This is a genomic window from Nocardia sp. NBC_00565, from assembly GCF_036345915.1.
Classification (GTDB): domain Bacteria; phylum Actinomycetota; class Actinomycetes; order Mycobacteriales; family Mycobacteriaceae; genus Nocardia.
Window position 1 is genome coordinate 7,291,482 of record NZ_CP107785.1, and the last position, 22,482, is coordinate 7,313,963.

Sequence of the window (22,482 nt, forward strand, 5' to 3'; positions counted from 1 at the left end):
GCGTGGTCGATGATGCAGTCATGGCGGAGGCGCTCCAGCGCAGGCTCGGGCTGACGGATTCGGTGCTCATCGGGCTCGGCTCGATGATCGGGGCGGGCATCTTCGCGGCGCTCGCCCCGGCGGCGGCCGCGGCGGGCAGTTGGCTGCTGCTCGCATTGGCGGTGGCCGCACTGCTCGCGTACTGCAACGCGACCTCCTCGGCACGGCTCGCGGCGCGTTATCCGGTGTCGGGCGGGACGTACGTGTACGGGCGCGAGCGGCTCGGGGCGTTCTGGGGATATCTGGCCGGATGGGGATTCGTCGCGGGGAAGACGGCCTCGTGTGCGGCCATGGCGCTGACGGTCGGCAATTATGCCTGGCCCGAACAGTCCCGTGCGGTTGCCGTCGCGGCCGTTGTCGTGATCACCGCGATCAACTACACCGGCGTACAGAAGTCGGCGCTGGCCACCAGGCTCATCGTGGCGGCGGTGCTGGCCGTGCTCGCGCTGGTCGTGGCGGTGGGGTTGTTCGGAACGCATTCCGCGGCAACGACGCTGCCGGATCGGATCGGGGCGCGCGGAGTGCTGCAGGCGGCCGGATTGCTGTTCTTCGCATTCGCCGGATACGCCCGCATCGCCACTCTCGGTGAGGAGGTGCGCGAACCCCGACGCACGATTCCGCGGGCCATCATGATCGCGCTCGGGCTGGCGTTGGCGGTCTACGCACTGGTGGCGGTGACCGCGCTGGAGGTGCTCGGGTCCGCGGGTCTGGCCCATGCGACCGATCCGCTGGCCATGGTCGTATCCGCCGCCGGGGCACCGGGTTCGGCTCCCGTCGTCCGGATCGGCGCGGTGCTCGCGGCCGCCGGATCGCTGCTGGCATTGATTCTCGGGGTTTCGCGCACGGCGCTGGCCATGGCGCGCGATCGCTATCTGCCGGGTGCGCTGGCCGCGGTGCATCCGCGCTTCGGTGTGCCGCATCGGGCGGAACTGGCGGTCGGCGCGGTGGTGGCGGTGGTCGCCGGCACCTTCGATCTGCGTGCGGCCATCGGCTTTTCGTCGTTCACGGTGCTGGTGTACTACCTGATCGCGAATGTCTCGGCGGCGACTTTGACGCTCGAGGAAGATCGACCGGCTCGCTGGGTCCCGATTGTCGGTGCGGCCGGGTGCGTGATCGTCGGGATATCGCTGCCCATCGGGTCGGTGCTCACCGGGCTCGCGGTGCTTGCCATCGGCGCGGTCTTCCACCTCCGACGGCTACGGCGCCGCCCTCGTCGTTGACCTGGCACGTCGCGGGTTGGCGGACTGACCCACCGACAGCGGATCCGGTCGGTCGCCGCGCCATCGCGCGTGTCGAAGGTTCCGGTTCCGGTGCGAGTCGGTCCGAACGCAATCGGTGGGTACCGCCCAGCCTGTTGAACGATCTCGCAGCGCATTGCGCGATAGCCTCATCGTATGGGGCGCATCTACGGAGTGCTGGCCGCGGTCGCGGCCGTATCACTGGTGACAGGGAGCGTTTTCGCGGGGAACGCGCGCGCCGAGGCGGTCGACCAGGTGACGTGCGGGGTGTCGTCAGGGCGGGAGCCCGAGCGGGCGGCACCGGAGCAGGTGGGGTTGGATTCGGGGCTGCTCGCGCAGGCGTTGGCGTTCGCGAGCGAGCGTAATCGGTTGAATGTGCAGGTCTTCCGGGACAACTGCCTGGTCGGCGAGGGGCCGACCGATGAGCAGACCGGGAATGTCGCCTGGAATATCTGGAGTGCGACCAAGAGCGTTGTTTCGGTATTGGCCGGAATGGCTTGGGATCAGGGCAAACTGGATCTCGAGGCGCCGATCGCTCAATATCTGCCGCCGGGGCTCGGTGACGAGCAGCATCGGTCGATCACCGTGGAGAATCTGCTCACCGAGACCTCCGGAATGAAGGTGGGCGTGCTCACCGAGGGTGTCACCGGGGTGATTCCGCTCGATCCGAACAGTGCCGTGCAGGCGCTCGGGGTGCCATTGGACAACCCGCCGGGCGCGGTCTTCAGCTACAGCCAGCGCAATGTCGATCTGCTCGCGTATGTCATCGAATTGGCCATCGGGGAACCGCTGCAGCAGTTCGCGCAGCGTGAGCTCTTCGATCCGCTCGGCATCGAGCGCGGCGATTACTACTGGGCTCGCGATCGCGCCGGACATACCTATGGGTACGCGCATCTGATGATTCCGCCGAACGATTTCGCCAAACTCGGTCTGCTGGTGAGCAATAACGGGCGGTGGGGCGCACAGCAAATCGTCTCCGCGACATATCTGCACAAGGCACGCCAGCCGTCGCCGGCGAATCACTGCTACGGCTATCTGTTCTGGCTCGGGCCCGGATGTGCGGAGACCCCCGACTTTCTGTCCGAGGACGTCTACTCGATGGCCGGACTCGGCATGCAGAACGTCTTCATCGTGCCGAGCCTGAATTTGACGGTGGTGTGGACCGGGGTCTTCGGAAATGTCAGCAGCCAGGGCGTTTCCGGAATCGTGCAGAACACCGCGGAGCTGCCGTGGGAGTTCTTCCGCCGTTTGTTCGCGGCGTTCGAGGACCATCCGGTGCCCGATCCCGGTCCGTATGTGGAGCCGCCGCTGCGCTTGGACCCGAGCCGATTCGTGGATACGAATATCTTGCTCGCGGTATTCGGCATCGGCCTATCGGCATATCCGGGCTGCAATGTCTTCAGCTGTCTGAATTACCCATTGGCTCCGCCCTTCGCGGACACCGCACCAGGCTGCGCCATTCTGGTCTGCCTCGGCCCGGACCCCCGCACACCCGGCATCCGCTGAATCGTGCCGCCTGCGCCGCACGGCGAATGTTGTTCATGATCCGGTCTTTTCGGCGCATCGCGGCGATGCGGGTAGTGGTGCGCAGCGCCGGTGGTAGCAGCGTTGGGCCGCGGCGCGTTCGGAAGGTCCGGCCAGTAATGCGGTCTGTGCGGGAACTAACCGAGATCGGTGACCCAGCCGTGCGATTCGTCGGTGCGGAGTGCGGCGGCGTGGCGTTTACGCAGGGTCTGGGAGATCGGGCCGGGTCGGCCGTCGGCGACCAGGCGGCCGTCGACCTCGGTGACCGGGGACGTTCCGGATGAGGTGCCGGTGACGAAGACCTCGTCGGCGATGTAGAGCTCGGTCAGGTCGATGGTGCGTTCGACGAACGGGATGCCGTCTTCCGCCGCGAGAGTCAGGATCGTGCGGCGGTTGATGCCGTCGAGGATGTCACAGGACACGTCCGGGGTGATCAGGGCGCCATTGCGGACCAGGAAGATATTGGCGGCGCTGAGTTCACAGACGTGGCCGTTGCCGTCGAGGAAGACGCAGTCGTCGTAGCCGCTGTCGATGGCATCCTGCTTGGCCAGCACCGAATTCACATATGCGCCATTGACCTTCGCCCGCGAGGGAATCGCGTTATCCGGAATGCGACGCCACGGACTGGATTTCAGCCGCATTCCGTCCTGCGGCACGATCGGCACGGCGTCGTAGACGAATATGCTGACCTGGATCGCACACCCACGAACTCGGGTGCCCGGAATCGATTCGACGACATGCACTGTGGCCCGGACGAATACGTCGGTAGTCGGCGCATTGGCCCCGATCAGCTCGACCACCGCCGCCCGGAATCGCGCGAAATCCCATTCGGCGGCGAACCGGTCGATACCGATGATCTTGCAGGACTCCTCGAGCCGTCGGAAGTGATCGTCCAAGCGAAACGCGGTGCGCGCCGAACCATCCGCATGCACCGGGAACACCGTGTACACACTCAGGCCGTACAGCACCGCGGAGGATGCGACACTCACCGATGCCTGACCGGCAGCCACTATCCGATCCCCGAAGTACACCTGTGCATAAGGTTGCGCCATCGGCGCAGGCTAGCAGCCGGGACTGTCGTGGGGCGAGCCTATTTCGGCGCTCGCGCGACCGGCGCACCGCTCGCGCGACCGGCGCACCGGTCGCGCGACGGCTCGACGATCAGCTTTCGGCGATGCGGGCGAACCGCGCCGTATCCATGTAATCGCGGAACAGCACCACTTTCCCGTCCCGCACCCGAACGACATTGACCGAGGTGCGAACTCGCGCCCGCTCGGCACCGGGCACGGTCATATCCACCTCGTTCTCCACCAGCACCACCTCGGGATCGGTGGTTTCGTACACCTCGGGATAGATCCCGTGCACCTCGATGCCCGATATTCCCGACCACCGCTGCGCGAGATGGGCCCGGATCTCGTCGCGACCGACCAGCCGCGTCGGCATGCCGGGAATCACGAACGGAATCTCGAACACCGCATCCGGAGCCAGCAGCGCGACAAATGCGTCGGCGTCGCGGGCAGGCAGCTCGTGGAACATTTGTTCGACCAGCTCACGAGGGGTTTTCACCGAACTCTCCACCATGAAACACCTTCTTCAGTTAAGCGGAACGTAGACCCCGTTTATGATCCGGAACGATCGCCCCGCTTGTCAATGCCTCCAGTAAACTCAACCCGTGACCGATCGCGAGGAACCGCGCCCACTGCGCGCCGACGCACGCCGCAACCGCGACCGCGTCCTCGCCGCCGCTCAAGAGGCGTTCGCCGCCGAGGGGATCGGGGTACCGCTCGATGAAATAGCCCGCCGCGCGGGCGTCGGCGCGGGCACCGTCTACCGCCACTTCCCCACCAAGGAAGCCCTCTTCGAGGCCGCGATCGTCGACCGCGTCGAGCGCATGATCGCCAACGCCCGCGACCTCGCCACCGCCGCCGACCCCGGTGCCGCCTTCTTCGTGTTCCTCGACAGCATGGTCGCCGAGGGGGGCGTCAAACGCGACCTGGCCGACGCCGTCGGCGGCCACGACTCCCCCGGCTATCTCCGGCCGGTGCACGAACTGAATGCCGCTATCAGCGAATTACTCACCCGCGCACAACAATCCGGTGCGGTGCGCCCCGATATCGACATCAACGACCTGATGCGCGTCATCAAGGGCACCTTCCTCGCCACGCGCGACACCGGCGCCACCGCCGAACAACGCAAGCGCACCTTCGCCATCGTCTTCGACGGTCTGCGTCCCCGCTAGCAAATCGACATCGCTACCGCGCTACAGCAGGACTAGGCGGCACGAATGGTTGCGCGGCCACACCGGTTGTCGATGTTCACAGTGAATGCGACGACGTAATGAATATGACCGTCGGGATAGCGCGGGCGCGGGAATGACAAACGGGCCGTTCGGATCCGGCGCGGATCGAACGGCCCGTGAGGTTGGCGTCAGCGATCGGCGAGGAGGACCTCGGCGATCTGAATGGTGTTGAGGGCGGCCCCTTTTCGGAGATTGTCGCCGGAGATGAACAGCGCGAGGCCGCGGCCGTCGGGGACACCGGGGTCCTGGCGGATGCGGCCGACGAGAGATTCATCCTTGCCCGCTGCCGCCAGTGGCGTCGGGACGTCGACGAGTTTCACACCGGGAGCCTTGGCGAGCAGTTCCGTGGCGCGCTCGACCGAAATCGGTTCGGCGAATTCGGCATTCACCGACAGCGAGTGACCGGTGAACACCGGGACGCGCACGCAGGTGCCGCTGACCAGCAGGTCGGGCAGGCCGAGAATCTTGCGGCTCTCGTTGCGCAGCTTCTGGTCCTCATCGGTCTCGAAGGACCCGTCGTCGACCAGCGCACCGGCCAGCGGGATCACGTCGAAGGCGATGGGCGCGACGTACTTGTTCGGCGCGGGGAACTGCACCGAACTGCCGTCGTGCACCAGCTTTTCGGCATCGCCGACCACGGCGCGCACCTGGGAGGCCAATTCCTCGACACCGGCAAGTCCGCTGCCCGAGACCGCCTGATAGCTCGAGATGATCAGGCGGCGCAGTCCCGCGATATCGTGCAGCGGCTTGAGCACCGGCATGGCGGCCATGGTGGTGCAGTTCGGATTGGCGATGATGCCCTTGACCAGGTTGCGGGTCTGCTCCGGATTCACCTCGCTGACGACCAGCGGGACCTCGGGATCCTTGCGCCAGGCCGACGAGTTATCGATCACGGTGACACCGGCCGCGGCGAAGCGCGGGGCCTGCACCCGGGACATGGTGGCGCCCGCGGAGAACAGCGCGATATCCAGCCCGGTGGGATCGGCGGTCTCGGTGTCCTCGACCACGATCTCACCGCCGCGCCACGGCAGCGTCTTACCCGCCGAACGGGACGAGGCGAAGAACCGCACCTCATCGGCCGGGAAGTCGCGCTCCTCCAACAGTTTTCGCATGACCGCGCCGACCTGTCCGGTCGCGCCGACGACTCCTACCCGTACGCCCATGGTCATCGTCCTGTTCCCGCGTGGACAACCGCGACCTCGTCGCCGCCCAGATCGAAGGCCTTGTGCAGCACCTGCACGGCCTCGTCCAGTTCGGAGTCCTTGACCAGCACCGAGATCCGGATCTCGGAGGTGGAGATGAGATCGATGTTCACGCCCGCGTTCGCCAGCGCCTCACAGAAGGTGGCGGTGACGCCGGGGTGGCTCTTCATACCCGCGCCGACGAGGGAGACCTTGCCGATGTGGTCGTCGTAGAGGACCTGCGCGAAGCCGATCTCGTCCTGACGCTTGGTCAGCATCTCCACCGCACGCGCGCCCTCGGTCTTGGGCAGGGTGAAGGTGATATCGGTCTTGCCGGTCTCGATCTTGGAAATGTTCTGCAGGACCATATCGATATTGATCTCCGCATCGGCGATCGCGCGGAACACCTTGGCGGCGTAGCCCGGTTCGTCCGGCAGTCCGACCACGGTCACCTTGGCCTCGCTGCGGTCGTGCGCGACGCCCGTGAGGATTGCTTGCTCCAAGGGGATGTCCTCCATCGATCCATAGACGTAGGTGCCGGGCTTGTCGGTGTAGGACGAGCGCACATGCACGGGAACGTTGTAGCGGCGCGCGTATTCCACGCAGCGCAGCATGAGTACCTTCGCGCCGCAGGCCGCGAGCTCGAGCATCTCCTCGTAGGAGACCTGCTGCAGTTGCTGCGCGTCGGGCACGATCCGCGGGTCGGCGGTGAAGACGCCGTCCACATCGGTATAGATCTCGCAGACGTCGGCCTCGAGCGCCGCGGCCAGCGCGACCGCGGTGGTGTCGGAGCCGCCGCGGCCGAGCGTGGTGACATCGCGACTGTCCTGGCTGACGCCCTGGAAACCGGCGACCAGCACGACCAGGCCCTCATCGAGCGCGGCGCGGACCCGGCCCGGGGTGACGTCGATGATCTTGGCGTTACCGTGCGAACCGGTGGTGATCACGCCCGCCTGCGAGCCGGTGAACGAGCGCGCCTCGGCGCCGAGCGAGTGGATGGCCATGGCGACCAGTGCGTTGGAGATGCGCTCACCCGAGGTGAGCAGCATGTCCATCTCGCGAGCCGGCGGCGCGGGCGCCACCTGCTGGGCCAGATCCAACAGCTCGTCGGTGGTATCGCCCATCGCCGAGCAGACGACCACCACATCGTGGCCCTGCTTCTTCGTCTCGACGATCCGTTCAGCGACGCGCCGGATGCGCTCGGCGGTCGCCACCGAGGATCCTCCGTACTTCTGAACAACGAGAGCCACGACAGGGTCCTCCAAGATCGACAATCAGCTGCTAACAGCACCCCAGCGTACCGGCCGACGTCCAGCCGATTTGTTCCTACCTCCTCAGCCCGCGAGTACCGAAGGGGCGGTTCGTGAATCGAACTTGGCCGAAACCGATTCCAGCAACCAGTGGTGTTCGGTGTTCGGAAAGGCGGCGATCAGCCATTCGCCGTTGTGCCGAACGGCCGCTGTCGGCCGACTACACCGAGGAGCAACTCGAGCTGATCCTCGAACTGTTCGAGCGCCTGCACGAGACCTCGCTGCGGGTGACCGCCCTGCTGCGCGACGGCGCGTCCGGTTGAGCGATATCGCCACCGCCAGCACGATGGAGCCATGCAGAGCAGCGTTTTCCAGGTGCACACCGGGCGCGGTGAAGTCGTGCACGACATCACCCCGCAATGCGCGGCGTTCGCGCGCGAGGCGGGCGACGACGGACTGCTGCACGTCTTCGTACCGCACGCCACGGCCGGGATCGCGATCATCGAACTCGGCGCGGGCAGCGATGACGACCTGCTCGCCGCACTGCGCGACCTGCTGCCCGCCGACGACCGGTGGCGGCACGCGCACGGTTCACGCGGACACGGACGCTCGCATGTGATGCCCGCGCTGATCCCGCCCTATGCCACGATTCCGGTGATCGGCGGCGCGCTCACCCTTGGCACGTGGCAATCGATCGCACTGGTCGATCTGAATGTCGACAACCCGGATCGCCAAGTGCGCCTGTCATTTCTGCGCGACAGCATGTGATCCTCGAACAGCCGGGCTCGAGATTGGGCCTCAGGTCCTGGTGAGCCAGGTGGCCTGAGCGCCGTTGGCGAATTCCGTGCGCTTGCTCGGCGTGAACAGCGTCGGGTTGAACTCGCCCGCGAAGGCCGGGGTTCCGGTTCCGGCCACCACCGGATAGCTCTTGATGACGAGTTCATCGATCTCGCCGAGCAGTTGCGCGGCCAGGTTGCCGCCGCCCGCCAGCCAGATGTCCATGCCGTCCTCCTGCTTCAGTCGGCGGACCAGACCGATCGGATCGCCGTCGACCAGTTCGACGGTCGGATCGTCGATGCGGCCGAGCGAGCTCGACACGACATATTGCCGCATATGGGCGTACGGGCTGGTCATACCGATGGCCAGGGCCGGGTCATAGGTGCCTCGGCCCATCACCAGGGTGTCGAACTTCTGATTCGGCGCATCGACCGCCAGTCCGATATGCGGGCGCACATGGGTGGGCAGGGTCTCCGGATACTCCGTCCTCATCCAATCCCACATGTCTTCGCCGATCGGATAGAAGCTGATGTCATCGCCGGGGCCCGCGATGTAGCCGTCGAGGGACATGCCGACGAAGTAGACGAGTTTTCGCATATCAATACCGCCCGATTCGTTGTACTCTGATCGAAGTGGTCTGAAGGTAGTACTACGAATGGAGTGGTGTCAAGTGCGGACCAACCCGGAGCGACGGCAAGCGCTGCTCGACGCGGCAATCGAGGTGCTCGCCAAGGAGGGAGCGCGCGGTCTCACCTTCCGCGCGGTGGACAAGGAGGCCGCCGTGCCCGCAGGCACGGCGTCGAACTACTTCGCCAACCGTGACGACCTACTGACCCAGGCGGGCGGCCGGTTCTACGAGCGGCTACAGCCGAGCGCGGCGACCATGGCCGAACTCGCCACGGGTCCGAAGACCCGCGCGCACATCATCGAGCTGCTGAAGGAGACGGTCGGTCGCATCGAGGCGTTCCGCACCGGATATCTGGCGATGCTCGAGTTGCGCCTGGAGGCGACCCGGCGACCGGAATTGCGCGCGGTCATGACCAAGGCCGTGCGCGCGGACCTCGATTTCAATGTGCGCAACCACCTCCAGGCCGGGCTGCCCGGTGACGAGAACTCGGTGATCCTGCTGTATCTGGCGCTGAATTGGCTGATCGTGGACCGGCTCACACTGCCGGAGATTTTCACCGAGGCGCAGAGCCAAGAGTTGATCAGGGCCGCGGTCGACCGACTGGTCGGACAAGAGTGAAATATCGTCGAATATCTCGATTCCTTGTGATGCGCGCCACTGCCATTCGATAATGGTGCGATGATGGCGAATGTTGGAGACCGGCTCCTCGTGCACGGGCACAGTGTGGGACAAGGTGATCGCCACGGCGAAATCGTCGAAGTCCGCGGACCGGAAGGCACGCCACCCTACGTGGTGCGCTACGACGACGGGCACGAATCGCTCGTCTTCCCGGGCCCGGACGCGATCATCGAGCACCCGACGACCTGAGCCGCGCGGGCGCGATCGTCCCGTGGTCCGAGATGGCCCGCTGCCTGCGGGCCCGCCGCTCGATGCGCAGCCGGGCCCGGGTCGGTAACTCGTGATATTTCGGCCCGATCGACCGGGCCCGCACTTCGCCCCGATCTCACCCAATGGCAAGTCCACTGGATCCGACGATATCGCCGCTCGATCGACCCCGAATCGGAACACGTTCTCGCAGTTCATGATCGATCGTTATCGGTCGGTGATATGCGCTCGCGGTCATCCGATGTGGCTCCGAGCACTGAACCGCTCGGTTGACTTACGAATGTGTCGCTGGGCACAATTTGCCGATGTAGTTGGGCGGGGGGCGGAGGTATGGAATGCGTACGAAAACCGATATCCGCTTCGTCGTCGACGCCGATCCCGAGCAGGTAATGGATGCGCTGGCCGCGGTCGAGATGCTTCCGCAGTGGTCGACGTCCTACACCGACGCTCGGGTGGCGAGCCGCGATGACGAGCTACGCCCACGGCGGGTATTCGTCAAAACGGAGCTGATGGGCAGCTCGGATCTGCAGGTGCTGGAGTACGACTGGACCGATATCCGGTCCTCCTGGGAGGTCACCGACAGCACCCGCGGCGTCAAGGGGGGCTGTTGGTTCGAGGTCACCGGCGGCAATGATGGCACCGACGTCTGGTACCACCAGGACATCTACGTCCCGATCCCGATCCCGGGCATGCTGTTGCGCCGGACCATGCGGCGCTTGAACGAGACCATGGCGCAGAACTTCATCGAGTTCGCCGAAGGCTTCACCGAGAACGAGAACTATCAAGCCGTGTAGCTGGCACGGGCCGAATCCGGTACGCGCCTGTCGTATCCGGATGCGACTATGTGCACCATGATCGGTTCCAAACGAGCTCGACTCCTACCGACGGCCGCGGATGCGTCGGTAACTCAGCTCGAGTTGTTCTTCGACCTGGTGCTCGTCTTCGCGTTCACCATGGTCACCGACCTGGCCGCACATGAGACCAGCGCCAAGAACATGTTGCGCGCCGCCCTCGTGCTCGCGGTCATGTGGTGGCTGTGGATCGCCTACTCCTGGCTGGGCAATACGGTGCGCGCGGACGAGGGCATCGCCCGGGTCGGCATGTTCCTCGCGATGGGCGGTGGTTTCCTCGCGGCGCTCACCATCCCGGAAGCCTTCAAAGATATGGATGGCGGCTGGCCCGGCCCATTGGTCTTCGCGATCGCGTATCTGATCGTGCGCCTCGTGCACCTGGGCATGTACCTGCTGGCCAGCGCCGAGGATGCACAACTGCGCAACCAGGTACTGAAATGGAGCCTCGGTTCCATCACCATCGGCACCTCGCTGCTCGTCATCGCCGCCACGACCACCGGGACCGTACAGATCGTGCTGTGGATCGCCGCGATCGTCGGGGATATGGGCTGGACTCTGCTGGCAGGTGAGGACTGGCGGGTGAATTCGCCCAGTCACTTCTCCGAGCGCTACGGGCTGATCATCATCGTCGCGCTGGGCGAATCGATCGTCTCGATCGGCATCGGCGTTGCCGGACTGCCCATTTCGTGGCCGATCGCGGTCGGGTCACTGCTCGGCCTCGCGGTATCGGGTCTGCTGTGGTGGGCGTACTTCGATGTGGCGGCGCTGGCGGTGGAGCACGAACTACGGCACGCCGAGGGCGAGCGGCAGGTCAAGATCGCCCGTAACTCCTACACCTTCTGGCATTTTCCGATGATCGCCGGGATCATCGGCATCTCGCTCGGGTTGAAGAAGGTGCTCTACTACGTCGGCGACGAATCGGCGCACAGCCTGAAGGACGCGTTGTACGGGATTCCGCTGTTCGCGCTGTACGGCGGCGTGGTGCTGTATCTGGTCGCGCTGGTCGGGTTCAAGCACTACGCGACCGGCAATGTCACGGTGGTCCGGTTGGTGGCCGCGGTGCTGCTGCTCGCGCTGATCCCGGCGGCCTGCGCGCTGCCCGCGCTGGCCGCGCTCGGGCTGCTGTGCGGTGTGCTGGTGCTGTTGATCGTTTGGGAGACAATGCGATACGCGCAGCCGCGCGACGAGATCAGGCACGCGACACACGAGTGAGGTGGTGGCGCACGCTCGCCTCCGGCGGCGTCGGGCCGTACGCGGACGCCTCGACCCGCACCCCGGCGTGCACCGCGTCCCGGATCTGATCCACGTTCTCCCGAATCATGTCCGAGACCAGTTCGTCGGTGCGTGGATCCGCCAGCACCTGGAACACGATGCGGAAGGTCGTATCGGCGATCAGCCGGATGATCTCGTCGTGGAACGGGATGTAGCGGACCCGCCCGGCCTGCGGATCCTTCTTGATCAGTTCGAGGATCATCTCGTCCATTTCGGCGCGATTCTCCTCGAGCGCCGACGCGATATTGCGGGTGTAGTGGCCCGCGCGCAGCACATGCGCGACCTCGTCCAGCACAGCGATCGTCATGGGCCGCTTGATCACATCGACGATGGTGCGCACGAACCGGTTCACCACCGCGGCGGTCACGCGATCGCCCAGCGCGCGATCGGCGACGCGACCGACACGGACCGCGATCACCACGATCCGCAGCAACCGGAACCCGCGGAAGAACGGGCTGGTCACCGGGACCATGCCGAGCACCTCGTACCAATAGATGAACGGGAACGTCCACGGCCAGCCCGCCCGGCGCCAGCGCCAGAGGAATTCGACGGCGAATATCGCGCAGACCGAGTAGTCCAGGACCACGATCACCCGGTACGTGTGGGTGGATACGTCGAAGAAGCTGACCCAGGTGACCAGTACGACGGACACGATGGCCAGCGCCAGCATCACCAGGTCCGACCACAGCGCGGGCGGTTTGCGTGGGAAATCCAGCTCCGGTGCTTCATCGAAGCCCGATGCGGTGGTCGGACCCGACCGGGTGGTTGGAGTTGCCACGTGAGGATCCCTTCGACGCCGAACGGTCCCGCCGACAGTAATACGCTGCGCGGTGGCGAGCACTGAGGTCGGTTCGCCACCGTTGGCGTTACGACGCGCCTGCGCCGAATTCCTGGTGAATTATTTTCCGGCGCGGATGATCGCCTCGATATTGCGTTCGGCCAGCGCCGTGATCGTGAGCGACGGATTGACCGTGCCGGTGCTGCCGGGGATGGCCGCGCCGTCCATCACGTACAAACCCGGGTGACCGTGCACGCGGCCGTTGCCGTCGGTGGCCCGCCCGAGCACCGCGCCGCCCAGCGGGTGCGCGGTGAACAGCGCGTTCGCGTCGTAGCCGAGCGCGCCGTATTCGACCATGGCATTGGAGCGTTCGGCGATCCGGTGATCGACGGCACGCGCGGCGGCCACGATATCGTCGCGGTTCCTGGACGACCAGGACAACCCGACCGTATTGCGGCCGCGGTCGTAACCGAAGCGCGCGCGAGCCGGATCGAGCACCATGCCGAGCGAGGCGAGCGCACCGGTTTCGAACGGAACGCCTGGGATGTACCAACTTTCGAGTGTGAGCGGTACCGCGGATTCGTCGAGGATCCGGCTCACACTCGGCACACCCTGCCCGAAACCGGCCAACTGGCTCGCGCCGCGGGCGAGCACCACGTCACCGTTGGTGCCCCAGCCGTCGCCGATGTGCTCGTTGAGGTTCGACAGCGCGCCGGTCGACTGGGCGCGCACCAGCAGTTCCGAGGTGCCGATCGAACCTGCGCCGAGGAACAGTCGGTCGCAGGTGAGGGTGCGCGTGCAGATCACATCACCGGTCGGCGCGAGCTTGGTGACGGTGACCGAATAGCGGCCGCCGGATTCCTGTGCGATGGCCTCGACGCGGTGACCGGGGTAGATCGCGGATTTGCCGGTGTCCTCGGCGTAGCGCAGATAGTTCTGGTTGAGATCGAACTTCGCGCCATTGGAATTGCCCAGGTTGCTGCGCGCCACCGTCGCGGAAGGTCTTGTGGTGCCCGCGATTTCGCCGCGCACGATATCCCAGTTGAAGATCGAGTCATTGGCCTGCGGTTGGTAGCCCGCGCGGCGCGCCTGCTCGTCCCAGGCCCGGGAATGCGCGAACGCCGACGCGCCGTAGAGGTCCGCCGGAATCGAGCTGAGCCGCAACATCTCTCGCACGCGCGGGTAGTAGACGCGCTCCATTTCGCCGTAATCGACGGTGCCGCCGAAGACGTGGTCGAAGAAGCGGCGCTCGGGCGCGACCATTGCGCCGGAGAAAATCACCGAGCCGCCGCCGACGGCCGCCGCCCGCCAGACGTCGATGCCCGGATACTGCGTGCAGTCGAGTACTCCGCCGAAGCTGGCGAAATGCATCGGCACCTTGGTGACCCCGGTGAAGTTGGTGCGATGCCAGAAGCCACGCCCGTCGGGCAGATCGTCACCGGTGAAGATTTCGCGCCACGGATCATTGGGCCAGCGCGAGCCGCGTTCCAGCACAGTATTGGCGACTCCGGCCGCGGCCAGGCGCAGTGCGGTGACCGCCGCGCCGAAGCCGGAGCCGATCACGATCGCGGGCGAATGCTCGGGCGGATCAGGAAGTGGCGCAAAGATTTCCGGTACCCACATGCGGAAAAGGTTGTCCCAGACCGGATCCGCGGCACCAGAAGTGCCCGCACCCAATGCGGTACCCGCGACTCCGAACATCGCGGCCGCACCAGCTGCCTTGAAAAAGGCACGTCTATGCACCCAGGCCACCTCCCTCATCACGCATGGCCGAGCGCAGACTACCGGGATTCGGGGACGCTGAACAGTCGTCGAGGAAGATCACCGACTGCTCGTCGAACGGCGGTGCTCAGTCGGCGAACGGCGTCCCATCCGGTTTGCAGGTCGCGCCGGGTGCGGGCAGCTGCAGATCGACGAGGTAGTGCTCCTGCAGACGACCCGCGCAGTCACTCAGCACGTTGTGGCCGTAGCCGCCCTCGACGATCACCAATCTGGCGTTGACCAGCTCCTGCTGGGCGCGCCGGGCCGCCGTCAGCGGGGTCACCGGATCGAAGCGGTTGTTGAACAGCAGCGCGGGCTTATCCGAGCGCAGGATCCATGGGCCGGTGATGCGCTGCGGGTAGCCCTTGGCCGGTACCGGCCAGGCCGCACACGCCTGCCGCAGGTACAGCCACATCGCCCCGTAATGCGGTGCCGTGCTCGCGAGTTCGCTCGCCAGCGCCGGCCATTGCTCCGGTTCACGGCTGAAACTGCTGTCCGCGCAAGTTATAGCGGTGAAAGCGTCGAGGAAGTCATCGGTGAAACCGCCCGCGGCCAGAATCTGTTGCACGACATCGGGATTGCCCGCCGGGCCGCGCTCCAGCTCGGTGAGCAGTTCGGCCAGCGCGGGCCACCCCTGCTTCGGGTCGTAGAGCATGGTGGCGTGCGCGGGCAGGACTTCGGTGAGAGTCACCGTGCGGGTGCGCTCACCCTGTCCGATCACGATGGATCCCTGGCGCAGCCGGTCCAGCACGGCGTCGTTGCGGGCGCGCAGCCCGGCGGCGTCACCCTTGGTCGCCCCCGCGAACGCGCAATGTTGTTGTCCCACTTCGGCACACAGCCGCAAGAACTCCGAAAGCACCTCCTCGGTGCCCGCCGCGGAGTCGGCGATCTGGGCGCGCGAATCATTGGTGTAGGCATCCGGGTCGATCATCGAGCCGAGTTGCAGCGCGCGGACCCGATCGCCGAAGAGCGCGCCGTACACCTCGCCCAGATAACTCGCATAGGACCCACCCTCGAAGGTCATCGACGGATCACCCACCGCGCGACGCAGCAGATCCAGATCGCGGGCGGCATCCACGGTGGTGAGATGCGGTAGCAGCTCAGGGCTGTTCGCGGCGCATCCCGCGGCCAACGCACGGGCATTGCGCGCGGCGGCGCTCTCTTGCTCGGCCGTCGTCGGTGGAAGCACGAAACCGGACCAGAACCGGTGCTGCTCTTCGGCATTCGAGAAGCAGCGGACCTGTCCGCTGCGGCCGATACCGCGCTGATCGAAGGTGATCACGTCGAATCGGCGGGCCACCTCACCGGCGAACAGTTCGCCGTGGCCGGCCCATTTGAATCCCGAACCGCCGGGTCCGCCGACCGCGGTGAACAGGGTGCCGATGCGGCGATCCCGTTCGCCGGCGGGCTGTTTGATGATCGCCAGCGACAGCGTGGGGCCGTTCGGTTGGGCGTAGTCGATCGGGACAGCCGCGACCGCGCACTGGTATCGACTCAATTCGGTTTCGGCGCACGGCTTCCAGTCCAGCCGCGGAGTCGGCGCCGCATCGGCCTGTGCGACCAGTTCGGCGATCTGGGATACCGACTCATCGTTTCGGGTGCAGGAACTCAGCGACGGCGCCAACGCGACCACCAGCACCGACACCACGATCTTCCACCCGCGCATACCGATCATCCTGCGGTGCCGACCCAGCCCCCGTCGTCCTCCTTTTGGACCAATCCCGCTCCGTAACAACCCCGATCGCACTGCAGGGGTCGCATCTCGAGTGCCACGTGCTTCCTCCATCTCCCAACGAACCGCGCTGGCCGACAAGACTATTGCGTCCGCACGCGCCGGCTCCGAGCTACGTCATGAGCAACCGCACGACCGCGATACTGCCGACCACGACGATCACCGCGCGCAACGCGGTGGGCGGCATCCGCCGGCCCATCTTCGCGCCCAATTGCCCACCGATGACCGAACCGACGGCGATCAACGCGACCACCCGCCAGTCGACGTCGGCGATCAAGGTGAAGATCACCGCGGAGACCGCGTTCACCAGCAGGCCGAGCACATTCTTGACCCCGTTCAGGCGCTGGATGTCCTCGTGCACGAAAACCCCGAGCAACCCGATCAACAGCACGCCCTGCGCCGCGCCGAAATAACCGCCGTAGATGCCGCAGGCGAAAATCGCGAGGAACAGGATCAGGCCGCCGTGTTCGGGCGCCGGGCCGGTATCGGCCGCGCGGCGCTGTTTCACCCAGTTCGCCAGTCGCGGCTGGACCACGACCAGGATCAGGGCCGCGATGATCAGCACCGGCACGATCGCCTTGAAGGCCGAGGCCGGAAGGGTGAGCAGCAGGATCGCGCCGGTGGTGCCGCCGAGCAGGGACGCGGTGCCGAGCCGGAGCAGTCTGGCGCGCTGGCCCGCGAGTTCGCGCCGATATCCGTGCGCCCCGCTGATCCCGCCGGGAACCAGGCCGATGGTGTTCGAGACATTCGCCGTGACCGGCGGGATGCCGAAGGCGAGCAGCACCGGGAAGGTGATCAGAGTGCCCGAGCCGACAATGGTGTTGATGCCGCCCGCCGCGATACCCGCACCGAAGACGGCCAATTGTTCCAGCCAAGTCATATGAAGTCCTCAATTACGTCCCGTCGGACCTGCCCCTCGTAGGATGAGGTCCGTACAAGCGTGTACCAGCCGGTCGGAACGCTATCCGGTTAGGTCGGATGACCGGACGATGGGGACCGGGCTTTCGGGACTGTATTGCGGCACGGTAAACTCGCCGACATCATGCAGCGGGCACTCCTCCTCGGCCGCCGCGACGGGGTCTGATCGGACCGGCCTCCCGTCGCGGGGTTCAGCCGCGCCGGTCGACCCGTTACCTGGGATCCACCACACCCTCGGAGAATCGCATGTCCCCTGCTGACGCCTTCGTATCCGGCTCGCGCACCATCACACCACCGTCCAAGCCTGCCCCTGCCGACCAGCCCGCCTGGAACAAGCAGCAGAACTCTTCCATGCCGACCTTCCGGTACCGGCCCTTCGCCGAGGAGGTCGAGCCGATCACGCTGCCCGACCGCACCTGGCCGAACAAAATCATCGATGGCGCCCCCGGCTGGTGCGCCGTCGACCTGCGCGACGGCAACCAAGCCCTGATCGATCCGATGAGCCCCGCACGCAAGCGCCGCATGTTCGACCTGCTGGTGCGGATGGGCTACAAGGAGATCGAGGTCGGCTTCCCGTCGGCTAGCCAGACCGATTTCGACTTCGTCCGCGAGATCGTCGAGGACGGGGCCATCCCCGACGACGTCACCATCCAGGTGCTGACCCAGTGTCGCGCCGAGCTGATCGAACGCACCTTCGAGGCGTGCGCCGGTGCGGCCAATGTGATCGTGCACTTCTACAACTCGACCTCGGTGCTGCAGCGGCGTGTGGTGTTCCGCGCGGACCAGGAAACGGTGAAGAAGATCGCGACCGACGCCGCGAAGCTGTGCCTGGAGGTCGAAAAGAAGTACCCGGACACCAACTGGCGCTACGAGTACAGCCCGGAGTCCTACACCGGCACCGAACTGTCCTACGCGCGCGAGGTGTGCGACGCGGTCACCGAGATCATCGCGCCGACCCCCGATAAGCCGATGATCATCAACCTGCCCGCGACCGTCGAGATGGCGACCCCGAACGTCTACGCCGATTCGATCGAGTGGATGAGCCGCAATCTGGCCCGCCGGGACGCGATCGTGCTGTCGCTGCACCCGCACAACGATCGCGGCACCGCGGTCGCCGCCGCCGAGCTGGGCTATCAGGCCGGTGCGGATCGCATCGAGGGCTGCCTGTTCGGTAACGGTGAGCGCACCGGCAACGTCTGCCTGGTCACCTTGGGGATGAATCTGTTCTCCCGCGGCGTGGATCCGCAGATCAACTTCTCCGATATCGACGAGATCCGCCGCACCGTCGAATACTGCAACCAGCTGCCGGTGCACGAGCGGCACCCCTACGGCGGCGATCTGGTCTACACCGCGTTCTCCGGTTCGCATCAGGACGCGATCAACAAGGGCCTGGACGCGATGAAGGTGTCGGCCGACGACGCCGACTCCGATGTCGACGACATCGTCTGGGAGGTGCCGTACCTGCCGATCGACCCGAAGGATGTGGGCCGCACCTACGAGGCGGTCATCCGGGTCAACTCGCAGTCCGGCAAGGGCGGCGTCGCCTACATCATGAAGACCGACCACGGGCTGGTGCTGCCGCGCCGGCTGCAGATCGAGTTCTCCCAGGCGGTCCAGAAGATCACCGACGGCGAGGGCGGCGAGGTCTCGCCGAAGGAGATGTGGGACGTCTTCGCCGACGAGTACCTGAGCCCGATCCGTCCGCTGGAGCGGATGCGGCAGAAGATGACCGCCTCGGAGACCGACGGCGGTATCGATGCGATTTCGGCCATCGTGAAGGTGGACGGTGTCGAGCAGGAGATCACCGGTAACGGCAATGGTCCGCTCGCGGCGTTCGTGGACGCGCTGTCGACCATCGGGTACCACGTGCGGGTGCTGGATTACTCCGAGCACGCGATGTCCGCGGGTGATGACGCGCAGGCAGCCGCCTATGTCGAGGTCGCGATCGGGGACAAGGTGCTGTGGGGTGTCGGTATCGCGACGTCCATCACCACCGCATCGCTGCGCGCCGTTGTCTCCGCGGTGAACCGGGCGCACTGAGTCCCGAATCGATCCGATCCCGGCTTGGCGATTGGTACGTCGGAGTACGGTGGGAGCCGGACGCCCGTCCGCGACGCGATGTCGCGAACCTGGGCGTCCGGCTCTCGATCTTGCTGTAGGACACGAACAATCGGTGTCGCAAGAAGCGGCGTGTCACCCGGCGCGTCCGCCGTCCACACCACGGCGCGGGCCCAAGAACCCCGTGCTAGCGTTGATTCGCATTCAAGCGCCGAGCTCTCTGCTCGAATTCCCGAGCAGATGGGGGAACTGTGACAACTAACGACCACAACCCGACTTCTCCGCCCTGGCTGCAGAGTCATTCGGTGGACACGGCCGAGGTCACCACCGAGTCCTCGAGTCAGCACACGGCGCAGGACGAGGCCGAGTCGTTGCCTGGCGAGGTGACGTCCGAGCAGTCCGGCGACGAGCAGGAGATCGGCGCGGCGGAGCAAACGGACGCCGAGGAGCCGGGCCAGTACGCCGGATCCCCGGTCGGGGCGATGGAGCAGACCACCGCGTACCCGCAGGCCGGAATGCCGCAGCCGCAATACGGACCGCCGGATGGCTTCGCGCCGCCCGCCGCGCCAGCGCAGTTCGCGCCGTACAACTCTGGTCAGTTCGCGCAGTCGCCGTATTCGCCTGAGCCGTATTCGCCGTCGCCTGAGCTGTATTCGCCCGAGCCGTATCAGCCGGGTCCGTACCAGCCCGGCCCGGGCCACAGCGGTAGCCACCCGGTGCAGCCCGCGCCCGAGCAGCACGGCGGGTCCTATGGGGAGTTCCGGCAGGAGATCGGGCCCGATGGTCTGGTCCGGCGGGTGCCCCAGGATGGTCCGGGCGATCAGCAGAGCGGACCGATCTACAGCTGGGCGCCGCCACCGCCGGTGCAGCAGCCGCCGATGCCGCAGCCGCCGATGTATCAGCAGCCGCCCATGGGGCAACAGCCGCCGCCACATGGCGGTCAACAGCCCTATGCGGAGCAGGGACCGCCGCCCGGCCAAATGCCTTATGCCGAGCAGGGGCCCAATACCGGTCAGCTGCCCTATCTCGAACAGGGCCCACCGCCCGGATGGCATGGGGGACCGCCGAATACGCAGCAGCCGTTCCAGCCGCAGCATGTGCCACATCCCGGCCAGCCGGGGCATTCGGTCAACGACCTGAACCTGCTCAAGCGGGCCCGCAAGGCGCCGCGCGGTGGTTGGCGGCGGGCCGTGCACAAGGCCTCCGGCGGCATGATCAATCCGGGTGAGTCCGCGGCCGATGTCGTCTTCCGCGATCTCGCCGAGCGGGTGAATCAGCCGGTGCGCGGTGACTATCGGATCGCGATCCTCTCGCTCAAGGGCGGCGTCGGCAAGACGACGACCACCGTCGGGCTCGGATCGACGTTCTCCTCGGTGCGCGGCGACCGGGTCATCGCGATCGACGCCAACCCGGACCTCGGCACCCTGGCGCATCGGGTGCCGCGCCAGACCCGCTCCACTGTGCGCAACCTGCTCGAGGATCAGCACATCACCAGGTACTCCGATGTCCGGGCGCATACGTCCCAGGCGCCGAGTCGACTGGAAGTGCTTGCCAGCGAACAGGATCCGGCCGTCTCCGAGGCCTTCAGCGAGGCCGACTACCGGCAGGCCATCGGCATCCTGCAGTCGTTCTACAACATCATCCTCACCGACTGCGGCACCGGTCTGATGCATTCGGCCATGGCCGGTGTGCTGGATATGGCCAGCTCACTGGTGCTGGTCACCTCACCCGCCATCGACGGCGCCCGCAGCGCCTCGGCCACGCTGGACTGGCTGGACCATCACGGCTACAGCAAGTTGGTCGAGCGAACCGTGGTGGTGGTCAACGCATCCCGGCGCGGCGCCTCCACCATCGACCTCGACCAGTTGCGCAAGCTGTTCCTGGACCGCACCCGCGCCGTCCAGGTCGTCCCCTTCGACGACCACCTCGCCGAGGGCGCCGAAATCGACCTGGAACTGGTGAGCAAACCCACCCGCCGCGCCCTCCTGGAACTGGCCGCCATGGTCGCCGACGACTTCGGCTACATGGGCTCCCACCAATACCGCCCAGGCCCCTCCAGACACTAATTCGCCCAGTTGCGGCCGGGTTGCAACCCGTGCGAGGTGCTCAAACGGTGTGCACCAGCCGATTCGGTCGCTATCCGGTGCCTGGGGATGTGAGCCAGGCGCAGGGCTGTGAGCTGGTAGCTCACTTTGAGTGGTAAAAGCTCAGCGACGGGATTTCAAACCAGAAGATGGCTGGCCCGAGATTGAACGAACCGACGACATAGATCAATGCGAGTACAACCGGACGTTCCAGGAGCTTCACCAAACGTACCGTAGTTCGCCTCCAGCAGTGGAGATCCCACGGATGGTTACTCGGCTGACACCTGGTGGGCGGCGGTGCGGAAAGCGTCGAGGACGGTGGCGATGGCGGGGCGGGTTTCGGGGTGGGGGCGGGTGGCGAGTTCGTAGAGGCGGGCGGCGCGGACGCCGGTTAGGCGTAGGACGGCGAGGGCGGGGTGGGCCACGGCCCAGCGGGGCATGAGGGCTACTCCGTAGTTGGCGGCCACCAGGGTTTCGATGACGCGGAAGTCGTTGAGACGCTGGGCAATACGGGGTTGGACGCCGGTGAGGGTGGCGATGGAGCGCAGGACGTCGTCGACCGGGAAGCCGCCGCGGACGCTGAGCCAGGTTTCCTCGGCGAGTTCGGCGGGGGTGACCTCGGTCCGGCGCGCGAGCGGATGTGTTGGTGCGACAACGACATCGGTGGGTTCACGCATGATCACAGTGGTGTCGACGCGGGGGCCCGCGATGCCGGGGGCGCGTTCGTCGCGGTGGGTGAGCACGATGTCGTAGTCGGCGAGCAGCCGCGGGACTTCGGTCGGCGGCAGGTCCACATCACTGGCGACGACCTCGACGCCACTGTTCGCCAGCGCGGGCAGCACCCGCGGCAGCAGCAGCGCCGCTCCCGAAGGAAACAGAGCGACCCGAACGCGGCCGCGCGGTGAGCCGCGATAGTGCGCCATCTCGGCGACCGCGCGGTCCATGGCGGCGAGCACGTCATCGGCGCGCACCACCAGGGCTCGGCCCGCATCGGTCAGTCGGACTCGGCGGCCGTCTGGCTCGAGCAGGTCGACACCCGCCTCCTTGGTCAGGACCTTCAGCTGCTGCGATACCGCCGACGGCGTCATCGACAGCGCCGAGGCAACGGCCGCGACAGTGCCGCGGTCGGCGAATTCGCGCAGCACCCGCAGGCGTTCGATCGTCATCGACGGCCCGACCCGCTGACCATCCGGTGAAACCATTAAGC

At 66.3% G+C, this 22,482-nt stretch carries 21 protein-coding genes; 11 read left to right on the top strand and 10 right to left on the bottom strand.

The window, feature by feature from the left end:
- The first annotated feature begins 20 nt into the window (after positions 1-20).
- Both OG874_RS33670 and OG874_RS33675 read left to right on the top strand, forming a co-directional pair.
- On the top strand, positions 21-1,259 hold the full coding sequence (locus tag OG874_RS33670; protein WP_330251099.1) for an APC family permease: 1,239 nt from the start codon (positions 21-23) through the stop codon (positions 1,257-1,259).
- 174 nt (positions 1,260-1,433) lie between these two features.
- Positions 1,434-2,783, top strand: coding sequence for a serine hydrolase domain-containing protein (locus tag OG874_RS33675; protein WP_330251100.1), 1,350 nt, complete (start codon positions 1,434-1,436; stop codon positions 2,781-2,783).
- A 155-nt stretch (positions 2,784-2,938) separates the two neighbouring features.
- Here the strand turns inward: OG874_RS33675 and OG874_RS33680 are convergent, their stop codons facing one another.
- Both OG874_RS33680 and OG874_RS33685 read right to left on the bottom strand, forming a co-directional pair.
- Positions 2,939-3,853: an aminotransferase class IV gene (locus tag OG874_RS33680; protein ID WP_330251101.1), complete on the bottom strand. Its 915-nt coding sequence runs from the start codon at positions 3,851-3,853 to the stop codon at positions 2,939-2,941.
- A gap of 109 nt (positions 3,854-3,962) precedes the next feature.
- On the bottom strand, positions 3,963-4,382 hold the full coding sequence (locus OG874_RS33685; protein WP_330251102.1) for a nuclear transport factor 2 family protein: 420 nt from the start codon (positions 4,380-4,382) through the stop codon (positions 3,963-3,965).
- Positions 4,383-4,473: 91 nt separating this feature from the next.
- Between OG874_RS33685 and OG874_RS33690 the strand changes: the two genes are divergently transcribed.
- Positions 4,474-5,040: a TetR/AcrR family transcriptional regulator gene (locus OG874_RS33690; RefSeq protein ID WP_330251103.1), complete on the top strand. Its 567-nt coding sequence runs from the start codon at positions 4,474-4,476 to the stop codon at positions 5,038-5,040.
- A gap of 188 nt (positions 5,041-5,228) precedes the next feature.
- Here OG874_RS33690 and OG874_RS33695 read toward each other — a convergent pair whose 3' ends face one another.
- A complete protein-coding gene (locus OG874_RS33695; RefSeq protein ID WP_330251104.1) occupies positions 5,229-6,263 on the bottom strand; it encodes an aspartate-semialdehyde dehydrogenase in 1,035 nt (344 codons plus the stop codon).
- A gap of 2 nt (positions 6,264-6,265) precedes the next feature.
- Complete coding sequence (locus tag OG874_RS33700; RefSeq protein ID WP_330251105.1) at positions 6,266-7,531, bottom strand: aspartate kinase; 1,266 nt, start codon at positions 7,529-7,531, stop codon at positions 6,266-6,268.
- 113 nt (positions 7,532-7,644) lie between these two features.
- Here OG874_RS33700 and OG874_RS33705 point away from each other — a divergent pair, with 113 nt between their 5' ends.
- Positions 7,645-7,854 (top strand): hypothetical protein, encoded by a 210-nt coding sequence (locus OG874_RS33705; RefSeq protein ID WP_330251106.1) that lies wholly within the window; start codon positions 7,645-7,647, stop codon positions 7,852-7,854.
- A gap of 31 nt (positions 7,855-7,885) precedes the next feature.
- The gene (locus OG874_RS33710) at positions 7,886-8,299 is read left to right on the top strand and encodes a secondary thiamine-phosphate synthase enzyme YjbQ (protein WP_330251107.1); all 414 of its coding nucleotides are present in this window, start codon (positions 7,886-7,888) and stop codon (positions 8,297-8,299) included.
- Positions 8,300-8,329: 30 nt separating this feature from the next.
- On the opposite strand, the gene OG874_RS33715 is transcribed toward OG874_RS33710, so the two are convergent.
- Positions 8,330-8,905 carry a dihydrofolate reductase family protein gene (locus OG874_RS33715; RefSeq protein WP_330251108.1) on the bottom strand — a complete coding sequence of 192 codons (576 nt, stop codon included), beginning with the start codon at positions 8,903-8,905 and terminating at the stop codon, positions 8,330-8,332.
- Positions 8,906-8,978: 73 nt separating this feature from the next.
- Here OG874_RS33715 and OG874_RS33720 point away from each other — a divergent pair, with 73 nt between their 5' ends.
- The 4 genes from OG874_RS33720 (at position 8,979) to OG874_RS33735 (ending at position 11,884) form a co-directional block, all read left to right on the top strand.
- Positions 8,979-9,554, top strand: a complete 576-nt coding sequence (locus tag OG874_RS33720) for a TetR/AcrR family transcriptional regulator (protein ID WP_442943160.1) — start codon at positions 8,979-8,981, stop codon at positions 9,552-9,554.
- Between the two features lie 60 nt (positions 9,555-9,614).
- Positions 9,615-9,803: a DUF1918 domain-containing protein gene (locus tag OG874_RS33725; protein ID WP_330251110.1), complete on the top strand. Its 189-nt coding sequence runs from the start codon at positions 9,615-9,617 to the stop codon at positions 9,801-9,803.
- Between the two features lie 353 nt (positions 9,804-10,156).
- Positions 10,157-10,615: an SRPBCC family protein gene (locus OG874_RS33730; RefSeq protein ID WP_330251111.1), complete on the top strand. Its 459-nt coding sequence runs from the start codon at positions 10,157-10,159 to the stop codon at positions 10,613-10,615.
- A 57-nt stretch (positions 10,616-10,672) separates the two neighbouring features.
- Positions 10,673-11,884: a low temperature requirement protein A gene (locus OG874_RS33735; RefSeq protein WP_330251112.1), complete on the top strand. Its 1,212-nt coding sequence runs from the start codon at positions 10,673-10,675 to the stop codon at positions 11,882-11,884.
- Here OG874_RS33735 and OG874_RS33740 read toward each other — a convergent pair.
- From OG874_RS33740 to OG874_RS33755, 4 genes are all read right to left on the bottom strand, one after another.
- Positions 11,862-12,722: an ion transporter gene (locus OG874_RS33740; RefSeq protein WP_330251113.1), complete on the bottom strand. Its 861-nt coding sequence runs from the start codon at positions 12,720-12,722 to the stop codon at positions 11,862-11,864. The two genes, OG874_RS33735 and OG874_RS33740, sit on opposite strands and share 23 nt — an antisense overlap.
- A 120-nt stretch (positions 12,723-12,842) precedes the next feature.
- On the bottom strand, positions 12,843-14,465 hold the full coding sequence (locus tag OG874_RS33745; RefSeq protein WP_330251114.1) for a GMC oxidoreductase: 1,623 nt from the start codon (positions 14,463-14,465) through the stop codon (positions 12,843-12,845).
- Between the two features lie 106 nt (positions 14,466-14,571).
- On the bottom strand, positions 14,572-16,149 hold the full coding sequence (locus tag OG874_RS33750; RefSeq protein ID WP_330251115.1) for an alpha/beta hydrolase: 1,578 nt from the start codon (positions 16,147-16,149) through the stop codon (positions 14,572-14,574).
- 178 nt (positions 16,150-16,327) lie between these two features.
- Complete coding sequence (locus OG874_RS33755; RefSeq protein WP_330251116.1) at positions 16,328-17,095, bottom strand: sulfite exporter TauE/SafE family protein; 768 nt, start codon at positions 17,093-17,095, stop codon at positions 16,328-16,330.
- A gap of 284 nt (positions 17,096-17,379) precedes the next feature.
- Here OG874_RS33755 and leuA point away from each other — a divergent pair, with 284 nt between their 5' ends.
- Positions 17,380-19,173: a 2-isopropylmalate synthase gene (gene leuA / locus OG874_RS33760; protein WP_330251117.1), complete on the top strand. Its 1,794-nt coding sequence runs from the start codon at positions 17,380-17,382 to the stop codon at positions 19,171-19,173.
- A gap of 500 nt (positions 19,174-19,673) precedes the next feature.
- Entirely contained in the window at positions 19,674-21,257 is a 1,584-nt protein-coding gene (locus OG874_RS33765) for a MinD/ParA family ATP-binding protein (RefSeq protein WP_330257536.1), read from the top strand.
- A gap of 287 nt (positions 21,258-21,544) precedes the next feature.
- Here the strand turns inward: OG874_RS33765 and OG874_RS33770 are convergent, their stop codons facing one another.
- Positions 21,545-22,441 carry a LysR family transcriptional regulator gene (locus OG874_RS33770; RefSeq protein ID WP_330257537.1) on the bottom strand — a complete coding sequence of 299 codons (897 nt, stop codon included), beginning with the start codon at positions 22,439-22,441 and terminating at the stop codon, positions 21,545-21,547.
- Positions 22,442-22,482: the final 41 nt, after the last annotated feature.